At 72.0% G+C, this 20,977-nt stretch carries 18 protein-coding genes; 9 read left to right on the top strand and 9 right to left on the bottom strand.

Going from position 1 to position 20,977, the window contains the following annotated elements:
- Window positions 1-88: 88 nt before the first annotated feature.
- The 6 genes from DFQ59_RS01335 to DFQ59_RS01310 all read right to left on the bottom strand — a co-directional run bounded on the left by DFQ59_RS01335 (window position 89) and on the right by DFQ59_RS01310 (window position 8,160).
- On the bottom strand, window positions 89-790 hold the full coding sequence (locus DFQ59_RS01335) for a hypothetical protein (RefSeq protein WP_114277865.1): 702 nt from the start codon (window positions 788-790) through the stop codon (window positions 89-91).
- Window positions 791-867: 77 nt separating this feature from the next.
- Window positions 868-1,527 (bottom strand): SPOR domain-containing protein, encoded by a 660-nt coding sequence (locus tag DFQ59_RS01330; protein WP_114277864.1) that lies wholly within the window; start codon window positions 1,525-1,527, stop codon window positions 868-870.
- 3 nt (window positions 1,528-1,530) lie between these two features.
- Entirely contained in the window at window positions 1,531-3,291 is a 1,761-nt protein-coding gene (gene argS / locus DFQ59_RS01325; protein WP_114277863.1) for an arginine--tRNA ligase, read from the bottom strand.
- Between the two features lie 212 nt (window positions 3,292-3,503).
- Window positions 3,504-5,717, bottom strand: a complete 2,214-nt coding sequence (locus DFQ59_RS01320) for a primosomal protein N' (RefSeq protein ID WP_245937136.1) — start codon at window positions 5,715-5,717, stop codon at window positions 3,504-3,506.
- A gap of 336 nt (window positions 5,718-6,053) precedes the next feature.
- Complete coding sequence (locus DFQ59_RS01315; protein ID WP_211314735.1) at window positions 6,054-7,775, bottom strand: potassium channel family protein; 1,722 nt, start codon at window positions 7,773-7,775, stop codon at window positions 6,054-6,056.
- 1 nt (window position 7,776) lies between these two features.
- Window positions 7,777-8,160 (bottom strand): DUF6394 family protein, encoded by a 384-nt coding sequence (locus tag DFQ59_RS01310; RefSeq protein ID WP_114277861.1) that lies wholly within the window; start codon window positions 8,158-8,160, stop codon window positions 7,777-7,779.
- A 238-nt stretch (window positions 8,161-8,398) separates the two neighbouring features.
- On the opposite strand from DFQ59_RS01310, the gene DFQ59_RS01305 reads away from it, so the two are divergent.
- From DFQ59_RS01305 to DFQ59_RS01280, 7 genes are all read left to right on the top strand, one after another.
- Window positions 8,399-9,283: a fructosamine kinase family protein gene (locus tag DFQ59_RS01305; RefSeq protein ID WP_114277860.1), complete on the top strand. Its 885-nt coding sequence runs from the start codon at window positions 8,399-8,401 to the stop codon at window positions 9,281-9,283.
- 19 nt (window positions 9,284-9,302) lie between these two features.
- Entirely contained in the window at window positions 9,303-9,995 is a 693-nt protein-coding gene (locus DFQ59_RS01300) for a Crp/Fnr family transcriptional regulator (RefSeq protein ID WP_114277859.1), read from the top strand.
- Window positions 9,996-10,263: 268 nt separating this feature from the next.
- A complete protein-coding gene (locus DFQ59_RS01295; protein WP_114277858.1) occupies window positions 10,264-11,661 on the top strand; it encodes an isochorismate synthase in 1,398 nt (465 codons plus the stop codon).
- A gap of 121 nt (window positions 11,662-11,782) precedes the next feature.
- Window positions 11,783-13,477 carry a 2-succinyl-5-enolpyruvyl-6-hydroxy-3-cyclohexene-1-carboxylic-acid synthase gene (gene menD, locus DFQ59_RS01290; protein WP_114277857.1) on the top strand — a complete coding sequence of 565 codons (1,695 nt, stop codon included), beginning with the start codon at window positions 11,783-11,785 and terminating at the stop codon, window positions 13,475-13,477.
- A gap of 58 nt (window positions 13,478-13,535) precedes the next feature.
- The gene (menB, locus tag DFQ59_RS01285) at window positions 13,536-14,354 is read left to right on the top strand and encodes a 1,4-dihydroxy-2-naphthoyl-CoA synthase (protein ID WP_114277856.1); all 819 of its coding nucleotides are present in this window, start codon (window positions 13,536-13,538) and stop codon (window positions 14,352-14,354) included.
- Window positions 14,355-14,504: 150 nt separating this feature from the next.
- Window positions 14,505-14,666 (top strand): hypothetical protein, encoded by a 162-nt coding sequence (locus DFQ59_RS19680; RefSeq protein WP_170141986.1) that lies wholly within the window; start codon window positions 14,505-14,507, stop codon window positions 14,664-14,666.
- A 3-nt stretch (window positions 14,667-14,669) separates the two neighbouring features.
- Window positions 14,670-15,569, top strand: coding sequence for a 1,4-dihydroxy-2-naphthoate polyprenyltransferase (locus DFQ59_RS01280; protein ID WP_211314734.1), 900 nt, complete (start codon window positions 14,670-14,672; stop codon window positions 15,567-15,569).
- A gap of 24 nt (window positions 15,570-15,593) precedes the next feature.
- Here the strand turns inward: DFQ59_RS01280 and DFQ59_RS01275 are convergent, their stop codons facing one another.
- Complete coding sequence (locus DFQ59_RS01275; RefSeq protein ID WP_114277855.1) at window positions 15,594-16,211, bottom strand: hypothetical protein; 618 nt, start codon at window positions 16,209-16,211, stop codon at window positions 15,594-15,596.
- Window positions 16,212-16,268: 57 nt separating this feature from the next.
- Complete coding sequence (locus DFQ59_RS01270; RefSeq protein WP_170141985.1) at window positions 16,269-16,832, bottom strand: TetR/AcrR family transcriptional regulator; 564 nt, start codon at window positions 16,830-16,832, stop codon at window positions 16,269-16,271.
- A gap of 225 nt (window positions 16,833-17,057) precedes the next feature.
- On the opposite strand from DFQ59_RS01270, the gene DFQ59_RS01265 reads away from it, so the two are divergent.
- Together DFQ59_RS01265 and rrtA are read left to right on the top strand one after the other, a co-directional pair.
- Window positions 17,058-19,106, top strand: a complete 2,049-nt coding sequence (locus tag DFQ59_RS01265; RefSeq protein ID WP_114277853.1) for a VIT and vWA domain-containing protein — start codon at window positions 17,058-17,060, stop codon at window positions 19,104-19,106.
- Window positions 19,103-19,741 carry a rhombosortase gene (gene rrtA / locus DFQ59_RS01260; protein ID WP_114277852.1) on the top strand — a complete coding sequence of 213 codons (639 nt, stop codon included), beginning with the start codon at window positions 19,103-19,105 and terminating at the stop codon, window positions 19,739-19,741. Before DFQ59_RS01265 ends, rrtA begins: the two co-directional genes overlap by 4 nt.
- Here rrtA and DFQ59_RS01255 read toward each other — a convergent pair.
- Complete coding sequence (locus DFQ59_RS01255) at window positions 19,720-20,928, bottom strand: MFS transporter (RefSeq protein WP_114277851.1); 1,209 nt, start codon at window positions 20,926-20,928, stop codon at window positions 19,720-19,722. The genes rrtA and DFQ59_RS01255 overlap by 22 nt on opposite strands.
- Window positions 20,929-20,977 lie beyond the last annotated feature (49 nt).

Here is a 20,977-nt window from a genome sequence, read left to right as displayed (position 1 = left end):
ACAGTCGGCAGCGGGAACCGGTGAAAATCCACGCCAATCAACGTCAATCTGCGGTCGAATGCCTTTTCGCCTTCGGCATCCCGAAGCTTCAGATGGGCAGGAAGACGGCGGTGGCCATCTGCTGGACGACGGTGCGGATGGTGCGGTTGGTCTTCTCGGCCACGATGCGGGCCATCATGTCCTGCAGGGAGATGAGCTGCCCGAACAGGCGCTCGAAGCTGAGATTGGGCGCTTCCGGGTCGAGGGAGGTGCTGAGCAGCCAGGGCCGGCCCGACCCGTCGACGCCGGTGCGCAGCTTCCAGGCGGCGATCTCGAGGTTCCGGGCCAGGTTGTAGAGCTTCTGCGGGTCGAGCTGGTCGAGCAGGTACGACTCGGTCCGGCTGCCGTAGGCCACGTAGGTCATGGCGGACAGCCCCGCCACGAACGCCAGCACCCGGTCGCCGCGATAGCCCGGTTCGAAGGCCAGCAGCACCGCCTCGCTGCCCCGGCGGCCGCCGAGCCCGGGGTGGTTCCAGTGCAGGGGATCGGGAAACAGGGCGTCCACCCGCTCCTTCAGGCTCCCGGCGCCGCTGCGGCGCCACTCGGCCGGATTGCGCTTGTAGAGCTTGACCGCCAGCTGGCGCAGCAGGTCGAAGCTGACCCGCAGGTGGAGATCGGAGACGACGTCCACGTCACTCTTGGCGAGGTAGCCGAGACTGAAGGGACGGGAGCGGACCCCGGCATCGCCACCACCGCAGCCCGCCGCCAGGAGGGCGACCAGCAGCGCCACGGCGATCCGCACACGCGCCACGGCCTACCGCCGGCCAGCGCGCGGACACCGCCGGGAGTGCGCCTCCAGGCGCCGCGATTCCGTGTCGGCAACGCGGGTCAACCCTTCTCCTTGAGCAGCAGCGAGCTGATGCCGTTGTCCTTCAGCAGCGCACGCACCCGTTCGAGCTCGGTGAGGCTGGTGTAGGGGCCGAGCCGCACCCGGTGCCAGGCCTCCCCGCCGTTGATGGTCACCCGCTGCACGCCGGCCACCAGGCCGAGCAGGGCCAGCTGGGCCTTGACCCGGTCGGCATCCTCGAAGCGGCGGAAGGAACCCGCCTGCAGAAAGTAGCGCACCGGCGCGGCCGCGCTCGCCGTCTGCGGCTGCGGCGGCGTGGCCGGCGCCGCCTGGCCGGCGGCCGGCCTGGGCGGCGGCTCCACCTCCTTGTCCGGCACCACCACCTCCATTTCGGGCAGGATGGTGTAGAACTCGAAGCGCGGCGTTTCCGGCTCCGGCTTCTTCCCGGGCGCGGGCTGCCCGGGTTTCGGCGCCGGCCGGGCGGGCGCCACCGGGGCGACGGGCCGCGCCGGCGCCTGGGCGGCGGGCCGCGGCTGGCGGGGGGCGTCCGGCGTGCGCACCTCCAGGTAGACCAGGAGCGCCACCAGCAGCCCCGGGATCAGGCCGGCGACGAACAGCTGCCAGCGCGGGCTCCCGCCACTCCGGCGGCGTGCGCCCCCGCCCCGGCGCGAGGAGCTGCTGCGGTTATAGTCCCTGGCCATCGCCTACATGGTCTCCGGTGCCGCGACCCCCAGCAGGCGCAGGCCGTTGCGCAGCACCTGCCGGGTGGCGAGGCAGAGGTTCAGCCGCGCATCGCGCAACCCCGCGTCCTCCACCAGGAACTGGTGGGCGTTGTAGTAGGTGTGGAAGTCGTTGGCCAGCTCGCGCAGGTAGTGGGCGAGCTGGTGCGGCTCGTGGGACAGCGCCGCCGCCTCCAGCACCTCCGGGTACTGGGACAGGGTGTTGAGGAGCGCCTGCTCGTGCTCCTCCTCCAGCAGGCAGAGATTCCGGCGGCCGGCCTCCTCGTCCCGCGGCAGCCCCTTCTCCTCCCGCTGCCGCATCACGCTGCAGATGCGCGCGTGGGCGTACTGGATGTAGTAGACCGGGTTGTCGTTGGACTGGGACTTGGCCAGGTCCAGGTCGAAGTCCATGTGCTGCTCGCACTTGCGCAGCACATAGAAGAAGCGCGCCGCGTCGTTGCCCACCTCCTCGCGCAGCTCGCGCAGGGTCACGAACTCGCCGGAGCGGGTGGACATCTGCACCTTCTCCCCGCCCCGGTAGAGGATGGCGAACTGCACCAGCAGGACGTCCAGCCGTGAGGGATCGTCGCCGATGGCCGCCAGCGCCGCCTTCACCCGCGGCACATAGCCGTGGTGATCGGCGCCCCAGACGTCGATGACCTGCTCGAAGCCGCGCTCCAGCTTGTCCATGTGGTAGGCGATGTCGGAGGCGAAGTAGGTCTTCTGGCCATTCTCGCGCACCACCACCCGGTCCTTCTCGTCGCCGTAGTCGGTGGAACGGAACCACAGGGCCCCCTCCCGCTCGTAGACATGGCCGGAGTCGCGTAGCCGCTCGATGGCCCGGTCCACCGCGCCGCTCTCGGTGAGGGAGCGCTCGGAGAACCACTCCTCGTAGGTGACGCCGAAAGCGCCGAGATCGTCGCGGATGTCCGCCAGGATGGTCTCCAGCCCCAGGTCGAACACCTCGCGGTAGCGGGCCGGGCCCAGCAGCGCGCGGGCGCGCCCGATGAGGGCGTCGATGTGGGCCTCCTTGTCCCCGCCGGCGGGGGCGTCGGGCGGCACGCCCTCCATCACCGCGGCGATGGGGTGATGCAGCTCGGTGCCGCGGCTGCGGTGCAGGGTGGCGGCGATGTCCCAGACGTAGTCGCCCTTGTAGCCGTTGCTGGGGAAGGCCACGGTCTCGCCGCAGAGATCCAGGTAGCGCAGCCAGACACTGGCGGCGAGGATGTCCATCTGCCGGCCGGCGTCGTTGACGTAGTACTCGCGATGGACCTGGTAGCCCACCGCCTGCAGCAGGTCGGCCACGGTGGCGCCGTAGGCCGCGCCGCGCCCGTGCCCCACGTGCAGCGGCCCGGTGGGGTTGGCGGAGACGAACTCCACCTGCACCGCGCGGCCGTTGCCCACCGTGGAGCGGCCGTAGCTCTCGCCCTGATCGAGCACGGCGTTCACCACCAGGTGATAGGCCTCCGGGCTCATGAAGAAGTTGATGAAACCGGGTCCGGCAATCTCCACCCGCGACACCAGCGGGGAGGCCGGCAGGGCCTGGACGATCTGCCCCGCCAGGTCACGGGGCTTCTTGCCGGCGGCCTTGGCCAGGGTGAGCGCCACGTTGGTGGCGAAATCGCCGTGGCGGCGATCGCGGGCCCGCTCCACGTGAACGCGTTCGGGGACATCGGCACCCAGGGCGCCGCCCTCGTGCAGTCCGGCCAGGGTGATGTGGAGGAGCTCTTCCAGGTGCTGTTTCATGGATGTCGTCACGATCCCTTAGGGATGGGGTGGGCAGCCTTCGCCGGGCCGCGGCACAACCGGGAAACCGCCGGTTCAGGCCGGATGCGGACCGCGGGGTTCCGGCCGAGGGGTGTCGCCAGGTTCAAAGGCGCCATTATAGCCGCCCCGTCCCGCCCCCCGTCACCCCCATGGCGGCAACCGCCCGAAACCGGCGCGGACCCCGCCCGCCCTCAGAACGTCTCCAGCGGGTCCACGTCGAGGGACCAGCGCACCGCCCGCCCCGACTGCATGCCCTCCAGCTCCAGGGCCAGCGGCCCGAGCAGGGCGTGCAGGTCGGCCCGCCGCGGCGCGATCAGCAGCAGCTGGGCCCGGTAGCGGCCGGCGCGGCGCTCCATGGGGGCGCTCACCGGCCCCAGGACCTGCACCCCGGCCAGCGCCAGCGCCCGCGCCCGTTCCGCCACCGACTCGAGGAAGGCGAGCGGCCGGGCCATGCCGCCCGGCGCCTCGGCCCGGACCAGCGCCAGGCTGGTGTAGGGGGGCAGCCCGGCGGCCGCCCGCTCGGCCAGCGCCGCGCGGGCGAAGCGGTCGTAGCCGCCCTCGATGAGGTCGATCAGCAGGGGGTGGTCCGGCTGCCGGGTCTGGATCACCACCTCGCCGGGCCGATCGGCGCGGCCGGCCCGGCCGGCCACCTGGATGATGAGCTGGGCCATGCGTTCGCCGGCGCGGAAATCGGCGCTGAACAGCCCCCCGTCCACATCGAGGATCCCCACCAGCGTCACGCCCGGGAAGTGGTGCCCCTTGGCCAGCATCTGGGTGCCCACCAGGATGCGGCTCGCGCCCGCCTGCACGCCGTCGATGAGCCGCTCCATCGCCCCCTTGCGGCGGGTGCTGTCGCGGTCGACGCGCACCACGCCCACGCCGGGGAAGTGGCGCCCCAGCCCCTCCTCCACCCGCTCGGTTCCCTGGCCGAGGGGACGCAGGTCGAGCCCGCCGCAGGCCGGGCACTGCCGCGGCACCGGCTGCTCGGCCCCGCAGTGGTGGCAGCGCAGGCGCCCGGCGCGGGCGTGCAGGGTCAGCCGCGCGTCGCAGCGCCGGCACTCCGCCACCCAGCCGCAGCCATGGCAGATCAGGGTGGGGGCGAAGCCGCGCCGGTTGAGAAACAGCAGCACCTGTCCGCCCGCGTCCAGGTGGCCGCCCATGGCCGCCAGCAGCGGCGGCGAGAGGCCCTCGTCCAGCGCCGCCGCGCGGATGTCCAGCAGGCGGAACCGGGGATGCAGCGCCGCGCCGGCGCGCTCGGGCAGGACCAGCCGCCGGTAGCGGCCCTCCCCGGCGTTGCGCAGGCTCTCCAGCGACGGGGTCGCCGAGCCCAGCACCACCGGGACACGCTCCAGCCGCCCCCGGACCAGGGCGAGATCCCGGGCCGAGTAGCGGAAGCCCTCCTGCTGCTTGAAGGAGGCGTCGTGCTCCTCGTCGACGATGATGAGACCGGGCCGCGCCAGGGGCGTGAACACCGCCGAGCGGGTGCCGATGACGATGGGCGCCTCCCCCCGGCCCGCCGCCAGCCAGGCGCACAGCCGCTCCCGCTCCCCCAGCCCCGAGTGGAGCACCGCCAGCGGCACCGCGAAGCGGCGGCGGAAGCGGGCCACGGTCTGGGGCGTGAGGCCGATCTCGGGCACCAGGACCAGTGCCTGGCGACCGGCGGCCAGCGCCGTCGCGATGGCCTGCAGGTAGACCTCGGTCTTGCCGCTGCCGGTGACGCCGTCCAGGAGCAGGGGCTGGAACCGGCCCGCGGCCTCGCCCACCGCCGCCACGGCGGCGGACTGGGCCGGGTTGAGCGCGGGGGGGGTGTCCCGGCCGACGGCCGCGGCTTCCAGGCAGGGGCGCTCGCCGCGCTCAACCCAGCCCTTGTCGACCAGGGTCCGCAGCACCGCCCGCCAGTCGGTCGCCTCCGGCAGGTCGTCCGGGGTCAGCTCCCCGCCGGCGGCCTCCCCCAGGCGGCGCAGCAGTTCGGCCTGGCGCGGCGCCCGGGTCAGCCCCTCCGGCGCCACGGCCCGGCCCGCCGCGGTGAGCCGCCAGCAGGGCACGCCGCCGACGCGGGCCTCCGCCCCCTGGCGCAGCAGCACCGGCAGCAGGGTCTGCAGCACCTCCCCCGGCGGGTGGTGGTAGTAGCCGGCCGCCCAGGCGGCCAGCTCCAGCAGGACCGGGGGCACCACGGGGGTCCGGTCGAGCAGCGCCAGCGCCCGCCGCAGCCGCCCGGGGGGCACCTCGCTCGCCGCCGCCACCGCCACCAGCACCCCCACCGGACGGGTACGACCGAAGGGGACCTGCACCCGTATGCCCGGGAGCAGCAGGCCGGGATCGGCTCCGGTGGGCGGCAGGTAGTCGAACAGGCGCCGCAACGGCGAGGGGACCGCCACCTGCAGGATGGGCCCGGCCACGCTCACGGCGACCACCCCGGGCCCGGGAGGAACGGATCGGTCGGGTTATCTGCCATGAAACCCCATGGGAAATCGCTAACCCCTCGTTCTGGCGCATGATTACCGGCTATCCACAGAACCTGTGGATAACTTTGTGCACAGTTTGCGCAAAAGGACTCCAACCCCCCGTGGGGACTGGTTTCAGCGCCATCTGGTCAAAAAAGCATCACAATATTAAAGACTGCAGAATCAATTAGTTGCGAAACACGCCCAAGACATGACCGCGCCCGTGCCGTAGCCGCCGGAAGGCCTTGCAGGCGGCCCGCCAATGTGTATAACCGGGCGCTTCCAGGGCGGATTCCGTCAGTCGCGCTGCGCCAGCCGGCGCCAGATCCAGCCCTCGGGCCGATCCCGCCCGGTGAGCAGGTAGGCGAGAACCTTGGGGTTCTGCAGCCCCCAGCGCATGCGATCACGGGCCTCCGGCGCACCGCAGAACAGCACGATGCTGCCCCGCCAGAGCAGCGACTCGTCCTCCGGCTCGAGCAGATCCTCATCGCCCCGGCGCAGCAGCAGGGGAACGCAGGGGAGCCGCTCGCCGCGCTCACGGGGATCGGCCAGCAGATCGGCCAGCCGCACGCTCATCCCGTCCCGGGTGGCCGCCACCACCGCCGGCGCCCCTTCGCGGCCGATCTCCACCGCCCAGATATCCGGCACCTGGTCGCCCACCACCGCGGCGATGCGGCTGACCAGGGCATTGGCCCAGTCGGCCCGGCGCTGGCGGGCCAGGTGCAGGAAGCCGGCGGTGAGTGGGGTGGAGATGAGGGCCAGGATGCGGCGGGCGATGATCCGCGCCGGCTGCATCACCAGCTGGCTCTCCACGGCCTGGAACAGCCGATCGTGCTGGCGCTTGTTCTGGCGCGCCACCACGAACAGGTCGGGCTTGAGCTCCAGGGCGGTCATGATGATGGAGAGGTTGTCGGCATCGTTGTCGGTGCCCGCCACCAGCCCCACGGCACTCTGGATATTGGCCTCGCGCAGGGTGACCGCCTCGGTCCCCTTGCCCGCCACCGTCCCCTCGGGACTCTCGGTCAGGTCGGGCAGCGCCTCGATGATGCGGGTGGGGATGCCCTCGTACTCCAGGTAGCGCCGCACGGCCTTGCCGAAGCGGCCGTAGCCGCACAGGATCCAGGTTCCGCGCGGGGGGTAGAGGGGCTCGGCCAGCGCCGAGTGGGGCACGCCGGTGATCCAGTCCTGCAGCAGGTAGAGGCCGGGGGAGTGCAGGGCGATGGCCAGGTGATCGGCGAAGGTCTGGAACGGATCGATGACGTGATCGGTCCCGAAAGAGGCCATGTTCGCCGCCGTCTCCCGGGTCTCGGCCCGGCAGATCACCTGCAGCGGGCGGCTGAGCAGCTTCACCGTGATGGCCACGGTGAGGTTGACGTGATCGTCGTTGGTCACCGCCACCACCCCGGCGCAGCGGGAATGCTCCAGGCCCGCCAGCAGCAGTGACTGGGGATCGGCGGCGTCCGCGCACAGCCCGGGCACGAACACCTCCGGCTCGTCCAGCTGCAGGGCCTGGATGCGCTGGGGGTCGATGTCCACCACCACCGCCCGCTGGCCGCGGTCGAGCAGGGCGTGGACCAGCAGGCCGCCGGTGTCGCCATAGCCGCACACCAGGTAGAAGGGCTCGCCCAGGCGGCGCACGCTGCGGGCGAAGCTGCCGCGGGTGAGAGCCTCCTTGAAGGCCGGATCCTGCACCAGGGCGAGAATGTTGCCGGCGGCGTAGAGCCAGGCGGTGACGCTGAGGTAGATGGTGACGGTGGTCCACAACCGCTGGGCGTCGGTGAAGGGATGGGGCAGCTCGCCGAAGCCGATGGTGGTGGACATGTAGCTGACGAAATAGAGGGCGTGGAAGAAGTCCATGCGCCAGGGCCGGCCGGCGTCGTCCACACCGGGGATCAGGACGAAGCCCAGGATCGCCACCGCGTAGGCGCCGATGAGCACCAGCAGCGGCGCCCGCATGCGCCTGAACACCAACGAGGTGACATTGCTCACCCGCGCCCCTCCGCCAGCCGGACCGCCCATCTCAGCGGCGCAGCATGGAAGTTTCCATCACCAGCAGTACCACCGAGATGACATTGGCGAGCATCGCCCCGCCGGACAGCGAGACGATGCTCGCCATCACCTCCGGCACCAGGCCCACCTCCTGCACGTGGACCGCCAGGGTCCAGACCACCGCCGCGGCGATGAGCTGCAGGTCGGCCACCAGGCTCGTGGCCAGCAGGAGGGCGCCCATCTGGGAGCGGTCGCCGAACTTGAGCACCGTGGCCACCAGGTTGACCACGATCACCGCGAACAGCTCGTAGACGTGGTGGTGGGCGGGATCCTCGATTTCGCCGAAGAAGAAGCCGAAGTTGAGCGTCAGCGCCAGGATGATGAAAAAACCGAAAATCACCTTCTCGAGGTTCATCGCCGCCCTCCCCCGTTATCGTTCTCCAGCGTGAGCGGCATCCGCCGCGCCCGGCGGGTGCCATGGGGTAGTATCACCCATCCGCGGACCGGAATGCGACGCCCGGCACTGGAGGCGCACCGCCCGGGACGGTAAGCTTGGCCGCGGACTCCGGGATCCCTGATCCTGCGCCGCAACCCGTGACGGGCGCCCGACACCGCCCGCCGTGAACACCCCGATCCGACAGGCTCCCCCGGTCATGACCCTGTGGAATGGCATCGAACAGCGCATCGCCGCGGCGACCGGCTCCGCCTTCACCGGCGCGGAGCGCGCACCGGTGGGCGGCGGCTGCATCAACAGGGCCTATCGCCTCGAGGGCGGGGGGCGGCGGTTCTTCGTCAAGCTCAACGACGCCGACCGGCTGGAGATGTTCGAGGCGGAGGCCGCCGGGCTGGCCGAGCTGGCGGCCGCCGGGGCCGTCCGGGTCCCCCGGCCGATCTGCCTGGGCGCGGAGAGCGGCCAGTCGTTCCTGGTCCTGGAGTACCTGGAGCTGCACGGGGATGGCGCCGCGGCCGAGGAGCGTCTCGGCCGTGAACTCGCCGCCCTGCACCGGGTGACCCGCCCGCGCTACGGCTGGGCGCGCGACAACACCATCGGCGCGACCCCCCAGCCCAACGGCGAGGCGGACGACTGGACCGGATTCTGGCGCGAGCGTCGGATCGGCTTCCAGCTGGAGCTGGCCGCCCGGCATGGCCACGGCGGTGAGCTGCAGCGCAAGGGCCGGGCGCTGCTGGAGCGGCTGGATCTTCTGCTCGATGGCCATGTGCCCCCGGCCTCCCTGCTTCACGGGGATCTCTGGGGCGGCAACTGGAGCGTGGACGCCTCGGGCCGGCCGGTCCTGTTCGACCCGGCCGTCTACTTCGGGGACCGGGAGACCGACCTGGCCATGACCGCGCTGTTCGGCGGCTTCGGACCGCGCTTCTACGGGGCCTACGCGGAGGCGTGGCCGCTCGAACCCGGTTACGGGGAGCGCCGCGCCCTCTACAATCTCTATCATGTGCTCAACCACCTGAACCTGTTCGGCGGCGGCTACCTGGGCCAGGCGCTCGCGCTCCTGGACCGGCTGCTGCGCCGCGCCGCCTGACCCCGAACGAGCGAACCCGATGCAGAACCACACGGCGGACATAGAAGACCTCAAGCATATCCACCTCTTCGCCAGCCTCGATCCCAGGCAGCTGGAGCGGGTACAGCGCAGCATGGTGGTGCTGCACCTGGAAGAGAGCCAGACCCTGTTCGAGCAGGGCCAGCGGGCGGAGCGCTTCTACTATGTGAGCGAGGGACAGATGAAGCTGTTCCTGCTCTCGCCCAACGGCGACGAGAAGGTGGTGGAGATCATCAAGGCGGGGCACACCTTCGCCGAGGCGGTGATGTTCATGGAGACCCACCGCTACCCGGTCACCTCCCAGGCCATCATGCCCACCACCCTGTTGAGCTTCGACAGCAACGTCTACCTCGCCCTGCTGCGCGAATCCCCGGCCACCTGCCTGCGCCTGCTGGGCGGCATGAGCATGCGCCTGCACTGGCGCATCAAGGAGATCGACGAGCTCACCCTGCAGAACGCCACCTACCGCCTGGTCCACTTCCTGATTCACGAGCTGCCGCCGGAGCTCGAGGCGGGCGAGGCGGACCTGCGCCTGGATACGCCCAAGAACATTATCGCCTCGCGACTGTCTATCAAGCCGGAGACCTTCTCCCGCATTCTCCAGTCGCTGGCCCGCGACGGCCTGCTGCAGGTGGAGGGCGCCACCGTCCACATCCTGGATGTGCAGCGGCTGCGCAACTACTCGGCCGGGTAGAAGAGGTCAAATCTCAGGGAAAATCCCGCACATAAGTCAGATGAATCGACCTGCACGCGCACAAACAGGCCACGCAGGCCCGGCAACCATGACCTCGGTCAAACCAGTGGAGCCTGGCCATCTCTACACTAGCGAGCTGTTTCACCCGGGGAGGCGCTTATCGAGCGGGCGCATCTCCGCGGCAGGCCCCGCAACGGCCGGCTGAATGCGCCTCCCGGGGTGGGACAGCACACTGACCGTCGAGCGCCCGATCCCGACCCGATAACCCATGACCTTCCCGGAAAACCGCTATGCGCCGCTGCGCCGACGCCTGCAGGCCCTGCTGGCCAGCGCACCGATCGAACCTCCCGACGCCCTGCTGAGCGTGACCGTGCCGTGGCCCGAGCTGCGGGACCTGCACCCCGCCCCGGCGGGGGACGGCGGCGTCTACTGGGCCCGGCCCGCCCGGAGCCAGTACCGGCTGGGCGCCGGCCACGCCGCCCGGTTCACCGCCGAGGGCAGCCAACGCCTGCCGCTGCTGGAGCGGACCCTGGGGCGCTGGCGCAGCCACTGGCGGCACCTGAACCCCGACGGGCTGGCCCTGGCGCCGCACGCCTTCCTCGCCTTCGCCTTCGCTGCCGACGACCCCTGCGGCGGGCCGTGGTCGGAGTTTCCCAATGCCATGGCCCAGGTACCGGAGCTGCTGCTGCAACGCAACGGGGACACCTACGGCATCACCTTCACCACCCCCTGGCCGGCGGCCAGCGCCGCGGCCCAGTTGGCGGACAGCTGGTGCGCCCGGCTGGACGACCTGCTGCGGACGCTGCGCGAACCGGCACAACCCGCCGCCTGCCCGACCCCGCTGGCGCGTACCGCGTGGGAGCCCGGGGACGGAGAGTGGCTCGCCCGCGTGGCGGCGGCCCAGGCGGACATGGCGGCCGGACAGCTCGAAAAGGTGGTGCTCAGCCGCCGGGTGCGGGTCCAGGCGCCCCATGACCTGCAGCTGCCGCGCCTGCTGGCGGCACTGGCCTACCGCCACCCCTGCTGCACCCACCTGGCCATCAGCATGGCAACCACCACCCTGCTGGCGGCCACCCCGGAACGGCTGGCGGTGCTCACCGGAAGCGAGGTGGAAAGCGACGCCCTGGCCGGCACCATCCCCAGGGCCCCCGACGAGCGCGTGGACAGCGAGCTGGGCGAGCGCCTACTCGCCGACCCCAAGTCCCGGGCCGAACATCGCCTGGTGGTGGAGGCGGTGGCCGCCGCCCTGGGGCCCCTGTGCGAAGACGTGGCGGCGCCCGCGGCACCGGTGCTGGCGAAGCTGCGCTCCCTGCAGCACCTGTGGACCCCGGTCCGGGGACACCTCCGCAACGGCGCCGGCCTGCTCGACCTGGCCGGCCTGCTCCACCCCACTCCCGCGGTCGGCGGCACGCCCCGTCCCGCAGCCATGGCCTGGCTGCGGGACCACGGGGAAAGCGAGCGCGGCTGGTACACCGGTGCGGCCGGCTGGATGGACGCGGCCGGCGACGGGGAGCTGAGCGTCATCCTGCGCTGTGCCCTGGTCCAGGGCGCGCGGGCGGAACTGTTCGCCGGCGCCGGGATCGTGGCCGACTCCGATTCCGCCGGGGAGCTGGAGGAGACCGAGCTCAAGCTGCAGGCGATGCTGGAAGTGCTGGCGGACGGGTGAGTGACAGTGGATAAGGGATAAGGGATAAGGGATAAGGGATAAGGGATAAGGGATAAGGGCATAATTCCCCATTACCAGTCACCAGTCACCAGTCACCGATGCCGAATCCACGGAGTCTCCATTGAGCGATCACGGCGCCCTCAACCTGCGCTGGGCCTGGACCCTGGTGGACACACTGGCGGGCGCCGGGGTGCGCCACGCGGTGCTCTCGCCGGGCTCGCGCTCCACCCCGTTGACGCTGGCCTGCCTCCGGCACCCGGATATCACGACCCATGTCCGGGTGGATGAACGGGGCGCGGCCTTCTTCGCCCTGGGGCTGGCCCGGGCGGGCGGGGCACCGGCCCTGGTGGTGGCCACCTCCGGCACGGCCGTGGCCAACTGGCTGCCGGCGGTGGTGGAGGCCGATCTGGACCGGGTGCCGCTGGTCCTGCTCTCCGCGGACCGGCCGCCGGAGCTCATCGGCTGCGGCGCCAACCAGGCCATCGACCAGGTGAAGCTGTTCGGCGATCGGGTGCGCCAACAGCAGGGACTGCCCCTGCCCACCGCCGAGCCCGCCGTGGTCGCCGCCCTGCGGGCCGCCGCGGCCCGGGCGGTGGCGGCCAGCCGCTGGCCCCTCGCCGGCCCGATCCACCTGAACCAGCCGCTGCGCGAGCCGCTGGTACCCGCCGATCCCACTCCCGCCCTTCCCCCGCCCCGGCCGGCGCCCAGGGCGCCACAGCCGGTGACCACCCTGCCGGCCAGGGAGACGGCGGCGCTGGCCGCGGCCCTGTCCGGCCGGCCGGGCCTCATCGTGGCCGGCCGCGGCCCCTTTCCGGTCGCTTTCCCGGCGGCGATCACCCGCCTGGCCCGGCAGCTGGGCTGCCCGATCCTGGCCGACCCGCTGTCGGGGCTGCGCTTCGGACCCCACGACCGGGAGCCGGTGCTGGCCCGCTACGACGCCTTCCTGCGCCGGACCGCCTTCACCGCGGCATGCCGGCCGGCGTGGGTGCTGCGCTGCGGCGACCCCCCGGTCTCCAAGGCCCTGGCCGGCTACCTGGAGGGTCTGGAGCAGGCCGAACAGTGGCTGGTGGCCGATCACGGCCGCTGGCCCGATCCCCAGCACCGCGCCACCGCCCTGCTGCGCGCCGATCCCGCCTGGCTGGCCGGTGCGCTCACCGCTGCGGAACCGGATCCGGCCCCGGCGGAGTGGCTGGCGGGGTTCAAGGCCGAGGAGGCGCGCGCGCTGGCCCTTGCCGCCGGGCGCGCCCCCGCCGAGGCGCGCCTGCTGGAGTCGCTCCTGGGCGCGCTGCCCGACGGCGCCGCCCTGTTCGTGGGCAATTCGCTGCCGATTCGCGACCTGGACGCCTTCTCCGGAACCGGTGCGCGCCGGCTGCGCTTCCACGCCAACCGGGGCGCCAGCGGCATCGACGGCAACCTCTCCACCGCCCTGGGCCTGGCCGCGGCGGACCGGGCACGGCCGGCCACGGCGCTGGTGGGCGATCTCACCTGCTACCACGACCTCAACGCCCTCCACGGCGCCGCCGCCCTGGGTCTGCGGCTGCTGGTGGTGAACAACGGCGGGGGGGCGATCTTCCGCCAGCTGCCCCAGGCCGATCTGCCGGAGTTCGAATCGGCCTGGCTGACGCCCGTCGCGCTCGATTTCCGCGCCGTCGCCACCCTGTTCGGACTGCCCCACCACCGCGTCGACGCCGGCGAGCCGACCGCACTGGCCGGCATTTTGGCCCGGCCGGGCGCCGCGCTGGTGGAACTGGTGGTGGACGGTGCGGCCAGCCACGCCGCCCGGCGGGATTACTTCGCCGCCGTCGCCGCCGACTGATGGCCCGGGTAATCTCCCCCCGACCCGATTCGACCATGGAACCGCACAGGAGCCCGCCGTGGACTGGAACACCGTCGACACCCTGAAGTTCGAGGACATCCTCTACCACCAGGCCGAGGGCATCGCCCGCATCACCATCAACCGGCCGGAGGTCCACAACGCCTTCCGTCCGGAGACGGTGCGCGAGCTGATCGACGCCTTCCACCACGCCCACCACGATCCCGGCGTCGGGGTCATCATCCTGACCGGCGCCGGCGGCCGCGCCTTCTGCTCCGGCGGCGACCAGCGCGTGCGCGGTGAGGAGGGCTACCGCGACGGCGGCGGTACCCAGCATCTCAACGTGCTCGACCTGCAGCGCCAGATCCGAACCCTGCCCAAGCCGGTGGTGGCCATGGTGGCCGGCTGGTGCATCGGTGGCGGGCACGTCCTGCACCTGGTCTGCGATCTCACCATCGCCGCGGACAACGCCCGCTTCGGCCAGACCGGGCCGAAGGTGGGCAGCTTCGACGCCGGCTACGGCGCCGGCCTGCTGGCCCGCACCATCGGCCTCAAGAAGGCCAAGGAGATCTGGTTCCTGTGCCGCCAGTACGACGCCCGCGCGGCCCTGGAGATGGGGCTGGTGAACACGGTGGTGCCGCTGGAGGAGCTGGAGGAGGAGACGCTGCAGTGGTGCCGGGACATGCTGGCCCTCTCGCCCATGGCGCTGCGCCTGATCAAGGCCGGCTTCAATGCCGATATCGACGGCCTGACCGGCATCCAGGAACTGGCCGGGAACGCCACCGGCCTGTTCTACCAGACACCGGAGGGCCAGGAGGGACGCAACGCCTTCCTCGAGAAGCGTCCGCCGGATTTCCGCCGCTTTCCGCGCCGGCCCTGAACCGCGGCGGGCGGGCAGGCGCAATCGACCGGGGAGGGATGGGTACCGGGGGGACCATCGCGGGCCATCCCGCGGTACACTACCGGGTCTCCCGGGCCCGGCCCGGGGCCCTCGGCAACGAGCCGGGCGGGGCCGCGCCGGCACGACGCCATGTCCACCCGGGAACAGGGGGGGATGGAGTTGCCCGGACGCGACCGGCAGGAAACGGTGCTGCTGCGGGAGGCGGCCTGCGCGGCGCCCTCCGGTCACCGCCAGGCGGATCTGGCGAACCACTACGGCACGGAGGCCGGCAATCCCGAAGGGAACGACTGATCCATGACACGCAACGAGGACGGGCAGCCCCTGCGGCGCTGGCTGCTGGCCGCCCGCCCCAAGACCCTGACCCTGGCGGCCACGCCGGTGGTGACCGGCACCGCGCTGGCCTGGGTGGACGCGGGGCTGTTCGCCTGGGGGCCGGCGCTCGCGGCCCTGCTGGCGGCGGTGCTGATCCAGGCGGGCACCAACCTCTACAACGACGCCGCCGACTTCGAGCGCGGGGCGGACACGCCCGACCGGATCGGCCCCCTGCGCGCCACCGCGGCGGGGTGGTTCAGCGCCGGCCAGGTCAAGGGGGCGGCCTGGCTCAGCTTCGGCGCCGCCTTCCTGCTCGGCATCTACCTGGCCTGGGTGGGAGGCTGGCCCATCGTGGCGCTGGGCCTGCTGTCGCTGATCTCGGGCTGGGCCTACACCGGCGGCCCCCGCCCCCTCGCCTACACCACTGGGGTGAGCGAGCTGTTCGTGTGGCTGTTCTTCGGCCTCGGCGCGGTGATGGGCAGCTACTACCTGCAGACCGGGGCGCTGAGCTGGAGCGCCTTCCTCGCCGGCACGGCCCTGGGACTGCTGGCCGCCGCCGTCCTGGTGGTGAACAACTACCGCGATCTCGACGCCGATCGGCGCGCCGGGCGCCAGACCCTGGCCGTGGTGCTGGGCCGGCCGGCCACCCGGCTGGAGTACGCCGCCCTGATGGCCACGCCATTCCTCCTCCTGCCACTGCTTTCCGGCAGCCTCGAGAGTCCCGGCGGGCTGCTCCCGCTGCTCCTGCTGCCCTGGGCCGGACGCCTGCTGTGGCGCTTCTTCCGCGATCCCCCGGGCCCCGGCTTCAACCGCCTGCTGGCCCAGACCGCCCAGTTCCAGACCGGCTTCGGCCTGCTGCTGAGCATCGGGCTGCTGCTGTGACCCCGCCGGAGTGAACGGGCCGCCTCATCCTCCCGCGGCCCGGCCGGCCGGCAGGACCCGGAACGACTCCACCCACACCAGCTCACAGGCCCCGGCACCGCTGTCCTCCCGGCTGAGCGAGCTCTGCCAGCGCCAGCCGTCCGCCGCCTCCACCCGCACCAGGTAGCCCCGCAGGCTCACCACCTCCCCGGGCCGGACGTCCTTGATCCGCCGTTCCACCTCCCCGTCGGCGGGGATGAGATGCATGTTGGCGCTGTGGGTGACGATGGTGCGCTCGGCCACCGGCAGTTCCCGCGCGGACCAGTAGCCGAAACGGTTCGACTGGCTGAAGCTGAGCCGCCCCAGAACGGAGGAGTCGGACAGCGGACCCCAGCCCAGGAGCAGGTCCACCGGCGCCAGCGCCGCCTCGCGGCCCAGCCAGTAGCGCTCCCGGGAGAGCACCCGCGCCTCGGCGGCGAAGGACGCCAGGGGCTGGACGGTGTAGTCGCCGTGGCGGAAGGCGGACGCCTCCGCCATGGGTGCCTGGCGGGGTTCCGCCGGGACGAGAACGCCGGCGGCGGTGGCGACCGGGCGCCCCTGCCACCACTGGAAGGCTCCGAATGCCACGACGGCCCAGACCAGCAGCCACCTGCCCGGTGTCATGCCTCTCCCCTCACGGTACCGGGCAGGGTTGCCGCCGCCGGGCGCCGGACCCGCCCGTCAGCCGGCGGCGGCATAACCGGCCAGGTAGTTGCGGATCAATGAATCGGTGACGGTGCGGACCGACACCTCGCCACCCAGTGCCAGCTTGCGCGTCATGGCCAGGATACAGATCCCGTGCACCCCGCCCCAGAGTGCGCGGGCCGCCGTTTTCCGCTCCTCCGGCCCGTGCCTGCCGCCCAGCCGGGCCAGCACCTCCTCCAGCAGGCCGAACATCCGCCCGATGCGCGCCTGGAACCACTCCGGCACCGCTTCCGTCTCGCCCCCCTGGCGCTCGAAGATCAGCGCCCAGCGCTGGGGATTGCGGGCGGCGAACTCCACGTAGACCCGCCCCATGGCCAGCAGGCAGGCCTCGGGATCGGGCGCGGTCACCCCCGCCGCCTCGATTTCGCCGTAGAGCTCGTCGAGGGTGCGGGCGTTCACCTGCAGGATGAGGTCATCGAGGTTCTCGAACACCAGGTAGAGGGTGCCGACCGTGTAGCCGATGGCCCTGGCGATGCGGCGGGCGCTGAGATGCGGGATCCCCTCCTCGCGCACGATGGCCTCGGCGGCATTCAGGGCCATCTCGCGGATTTGTTCTCGGCTGTGATCGCTGCGTCGGGCCATGGCGGATTTGGATGCGGAACGCTGAAAACAACTCTACGCGACTATTGAACAATGTTCAATTATACGCTAGCGTTTTAACTGAACATCGTTCAATTGATTCGCCCCAAGCCCATGACGGGCTTTTTGCAGGGCGTTAAATGAACGGCGTTCAATTAAGTTCCCGGTCATCTGGAGGTACTCGCCATGCAACCGATAAAACCCTCACGCCTTTCCCGCCTGCTGCTGCTGGGACTCCTGCTCCTGGCCGGAAACCTCCAGGCCGCGGGCCTGCTCACACCCGCCGACGGCAGCCTGCCGCCGCTCGAGATCCGCGATCACCGGGTGGAGGTGATCATCGAGGACAGCTACGCCATCACCACCGTCGAACAGGTTTTCCACAACCCCCACGACCGCGACCTGGAGGCCATCTACTCCTTCCCCGTCCCCGCCCACGGCGCGGTGGCGGAATTCACCCTCTGGATCGACGGCCAGCCGGTGACCGGCGAGGTGCTCGAGCAGGCACAGGCCCGGACGGTCTACGAACAGGAGAAGCGGGCCGGCCGCGATGCCGGCCTCGCCGAGAAGGACGGCTACCGGACCTTCGACATCCACGTCCACCCGGTGCGCGCGGGCCAGGATACCCGCATCCGCCTGGTCTACCTGCAGCCCGCCGCGGTGGACACAGGCATCGGCCGCTATGTCTACCCCCTCGAGGAGGGCGGGGTGGACGATCGGAAACTGGCCTTCTGGACCGCCAACGACAAGGTCACCGGCAACTTCAGCTTCGACTTCAAGCTCCGCTCCAGCTATCCCGTGGAGGCGCTGCGCCTGCCCAACCAGGGCCAGGCGCAGATCCGGCAACTGGGCGCGGGGGAGTGGACGGCCTCACTCGCCGGAGGGGCGGGCGCCGCGAAGGAAGGCGCCGCCGCAACCACCGGCGGCGCCGTCTACACCCTGGACCAGGACATCGTCGTCTACTGGCGCCACGCCGCCGGCCTGCCCGGCAGCGTGGACCTGGTGACCCACCGTCCCGCCGGGGCGAAACGGGGCACCTTCATGCTGGTGGTGACCCCGGGGGAGGACCTGCAACCCATCCGCGAGGGCCGCGACTGGATCTTCATTCTCGATGTCTCCGGCTCCATGGCGGGCAAGTACGCCACCCTGGCCGACGGCGTCCAGCGGGCGCTGGGCCGCCTCACCCCCGCCGATCGCTTCCGCATCATTCTGTTCAATGACAACGCCCGGGAGCTCACCGGCGGCTACGTGCCGGCGACACCCGGGCAGGTGGGCCGCTACGCGGACGCGGTGGGCCGCATCCAGCCCGGCGGCAGCACCAACCTCTACGCCGGCCTGAAGGAGGGCCTCGGCGCCCTGGAGGCCGACCGCACCAGCGGCCTGGTTCTGGTCACCGACGGGGTGGCCAACGTGGGCGAGACCGGGCAGCGGAAATTCCTCGAGCTGATCGGGCGCAGGGATGTGCGGCTGTTCACCTTCATCATGGGCAACAGCGCCAACCGGCCGCTGCTGGAATCCCTCACCCGTGCCTCCCACGGCTTCGCCGTCAACATCTCCAACAGCGATGACATCGTCGGCCAGCTCCTCGCCGCCACCAGCAAGGTCTCCCATGAGGCGCTGCACGGGGTGGAGCTCGGTATCGACGGAATCCGGACCGCCGACATCACCCCGCGGGCGATCGGCAGCCTCTACCGCGGCCAGCAGCTGGTGCTGCTCGGCCACTACTGGGGCGACGGCCCGGCGGACGTGCGCCTCAAGGCGCGCATCTCCGGCCAGCCGAAGGAGTACCGCACCCGCTTCGGGTTTCCGGCCCGAAGCGGGTCCAACCCCGAGATCGAGCGGCTCTGGGCCTACGCCACCATCGAGGACCTGCAGGCGGAGATGGCCGATTTCGGCGAACAGGCGGATCTGAAGCGGGCCGCCACCGACCTGGCACTGGAGTACGGCCTGGTCTCCGACTACACCTCCATGGTGGTGGTGCGCGACGAGGTGTTCCGGGAACTGGGCATCGAGCGGCGCAACCAGGAGCGCCGGGAACTGGAGCGCGCCGCCCGGGCCGCCCGCGCCGGACAGCCGGTGCAGTCCCGCCGGGCTGACGCGGGGCAGCCCCTGTTCAGCGGCAGCCGCCCCGGCTTCGGCAATGGCGGCGGCGCGCTGGACCCCTGGAGCCTGCTCCTGCTCCTGCCCCTGGCCTGGATCGGCCTGCGGGCGCGGCGCCGGGAGGCGCGGGCCCGATGAACGGGCGCCGGTTCCGCCCGCTGCGCCATGGCAGCCCCGCACTGCCGTGGCGCACCCTCCTCCTCGCCGGCCTCGCCCTGGCCCTCTACCTGCTGGCGGGGCCGGCCCCCGGGGCCCTGGTCTACGACCGCGCCGCCATCGTCCAGGGGGAGTGGTGGCGACTGCTGAGCGGCCACTGGGTGCATGCCGACGGGAGCCACGCGGGCTGGGACATTCTCGGCCTGCTGTGCCTGGGCCTGCTGTTCGAGCCGAAACTCGGCCGCCTCCTCCCCCTCGCCCTCCTCGCCGGAACCGCCGCCGTCGACCTCTGGCTGCTGACCGGATCGGGGCTGGCGCGCTACTGCGGCCTGTCGGGCATTCTCAACGCCCTGCTCGCCGCGGGCCTCGCCGCCTGGTGGCGGGAGCTGCGCTCCCCGGTGATTCCGCTGGTGGCGGCCGGAGCGCTGGCGAAGATCGTCGTGGAGATCGGGGCCGGCGAGGCGCTCTTCACCCGGACCCTGTGGCCGAGCACCCCCATCGCCCATGGAGCGGGTTTCGCCGCGGGCGCGCTGCTGGTCCTGATCCGCCTGTGGTGGTGGAAGACGGCAACGGGCGCGCAGACACCGCGCGCCGGCTACCGGGCAGGCCCGCGGTAGGCCAGCAAGCCCACGCCCGCGAGCGTGGCGAAGGCGGCTCCCGCCAGGAAGGTGGCGGCGGGGCCGAGCAGGCTCCAGAGCATCCCCGCGATGACGCTCGCCAGCAGCAGCGCCACGCCACCGACCAGGTTGAACAGGCCGAAGGCGGTCCCGCGCAGGTCGGCCGGCGCGGTATCGGCCACCAGCTTCGAGAACAGTCCCTGGGTGAGACCCATGTGCACGCCCCAGAGGGCCGCTCCGGCGAACACGCACCCCGGAGTGGCCGCGGCGGCCAGCACGCCGTCGGCCAGGATCAGCGCCCCGAGCCCCGCCAGCAGCAGGGTGCGCCGGCTGAGACGGTCGGCGGCCACGCCCGCGGGATAGGAGACCAGGGCGTAGACCCCGCTCATGATCACCATCACCAGCGGCACCCGGGCGACCGCCAACCCCGCGTCCACGGCCCGCAGCACCAGGAACGCCTCGCTGAAGCGGGCCAGGGTGAAGACCGCCCCCAGTCCCACCACCCACCAGTAGCTCCGCTCCAGCCGCCGGGCCGCGGTGAGGGTGAACGGGGGCCGCGGCCCCGTCGCCGCGGGCTTCCGCTGCGGCTCGCGCACCGCCACGGCCAGCAGGGTGACGGCGAGGAAGGCCGGCACCACGCCCACCCACAGCACCGCGGTGATGTCCCCGGCGAACCAGGCCATGAATGCCAGGGCCAGCAGCGGGCCGAGGAAGGCGCCGACGGAGTCGAGCGCCTGGCGCAGGCCGTAGGCCGCACCGCGCAGCCGCGGCGGCGTGATGTCGGCCACCAGCGCATCGCGGGGCGCCCCGCGGATGCCCTTGCCCACCCGGTCGATGAACCGGGCCGTGAACACGGTGGTGATGGAGGTGGCCAGGGGAAACAGGGGCTTGGTGCAGGCGGCGAGCCCGTAGCCGAGCAGCAGCAGGAACTTGCGCCGGCCCAGGTAGTCGCTCAGGGTGCCCGAAAAGACGCGGGTGATGGCGGCCGCGGCCTCGGCCATGCCCTCCACCACCCCGATGGTGGCCATCCCGGCGCCCAGCACCGTGGCCATGAACACCGGCAGCAGGCTGTGGATCAGCTCCGAGGAGATGTCCATGAACAGCGAGCCGAAGCCGAGAACCCAGATGCCCGCCGGCAGGGCGTGGCGCGGAGGCGGTTCCCGCGGTTCGGATGGGGATGGACTCATGAACGTTGCCGCCAGCGTTGCACTCCCCGGGCCTGGGGGCAATCCCGCC

The organism is Thioalbus denitrificans, from assembly GCF_003337735.1.
In the GTDB taxonomy this organism is placed as follows: Bacteria; Pseudomonadota; Gammaproteobacteria; order DSM-26407; family DSM-26407; genus Thioalbus; species Thioalbus denitrificans.
Note: the sequence above shows the minus strand (reverse complement) of the source record. Positions and strands in the feature narration are given on the sequence as shown.

What these genes read in the sequence shown, in the direction of transcription:
- DFQ59_RS19680 (WP_170141986.1), top strand. Translation starts at nt 14,505, where the DNA reads ATGTCCACCCGGGAACAGGGGGGGATGGAGTTGCCCGGACGCGACCGG.
- DFQ59_RS01275 (WP_114277855.1), bottom strand. Translation starts at nt 16,211, where the DNA reads ATGACACCGGGCAGGTGGCTGCTGGTCTGGGCCGTCGTGGCATTCGGA.
- DFQ59_RS01255 (WP_114277851.1), bottom strand. Translation starts at nt 20,928, where the DNA reads ATGAGTCCATCCCCATCCGAACCGCGGGAACCGCCTCCGCGCCACGCC.
- rrtA (WP_114277852.1), top strand. Translation starts at nt 19,103, where the DNA reads ATGAACGGGCGCCGGTTCCGCCCGCTGCGCCATGGCAGCCCCGCACTG.
- DFQ59_RS01315 (WP_211314735.1), bottom strand. Translation starts at nt 7,775, where the DNA reads ATGGGCGGTCCGGCTGGCGGAGGGGCGCGGGTGAGCAATGTCACCTCG.
- DFQ59_RS01305 (WP_114277860.1), top strand. Translation starts at nt 8,399, where the DNA reads ATGACCCTGTGGAATGGCATCGAACAGCGCATCGCCGCGGCGACCGGC.
- DFQ59_RS01280 (WP_211314734.1), top strand. Translation starts at nt 14,670, where the DNA reads ATGACACGCAACGAGGACGGGCAGCCCCTGCGGCGCTGGCTGCTGGCC.
- DFQ59_RS01330 (WP_114277864.1), bottom strand. Translation starts at nt 1,527, where the DNA reads ATGGCCAGGGACTATAACCGCAGCAGCTCCTCGCGCCGGGGCGGGGGC.
- DFQ59_RS01300 (WP_114277859.1), top strand. Translation starts at nt 9,303, where the DNA reads ATGCAGAACCACACGGCGGACATAGAAGACCTCAAGCATATCCACCTC.
- argS (WP_114277863.1), bottom strand. Translation starts at nt 3,291, where the DNA reads ATGAAACAGCACCTGGAAGAGCTCCTCCACATCACCCTGGCCGGACTG.
- DFQ59_RS01265 (WP_114277853.1), top strand. Translation starts at nt 17,058, where the DNA reads ATGCAACCGATAAAACCCTCACGCCTTTCCCGCCTGCTGCTGCTGGGA.
- DFQ59_RS01295 (WP_114277858.1), top strand. Translation starts at nt 10,264, where the DNA reads ATGACCTTCCCGGAAAACCGCTATGCGCCGCTGCGCCGACGCCTGCAG.
- DFQ59_RS01310 (WP_114277861.1), bottom strand. Translation starts at nt 8,160, where the DNA reads ATGAACCTCGAGAAGGTGATTTTCGGTTTTTTCATCATCCTGGCGCTG.
- DFQ59_RS01270 (WP_170141985.1), bottom strand. Translation starts at nt 16,832, where the DNA reads ATGGCCCTGAATGCCGCCGAGGCCATCGTGCGCGAGGAGGGGATCCCG.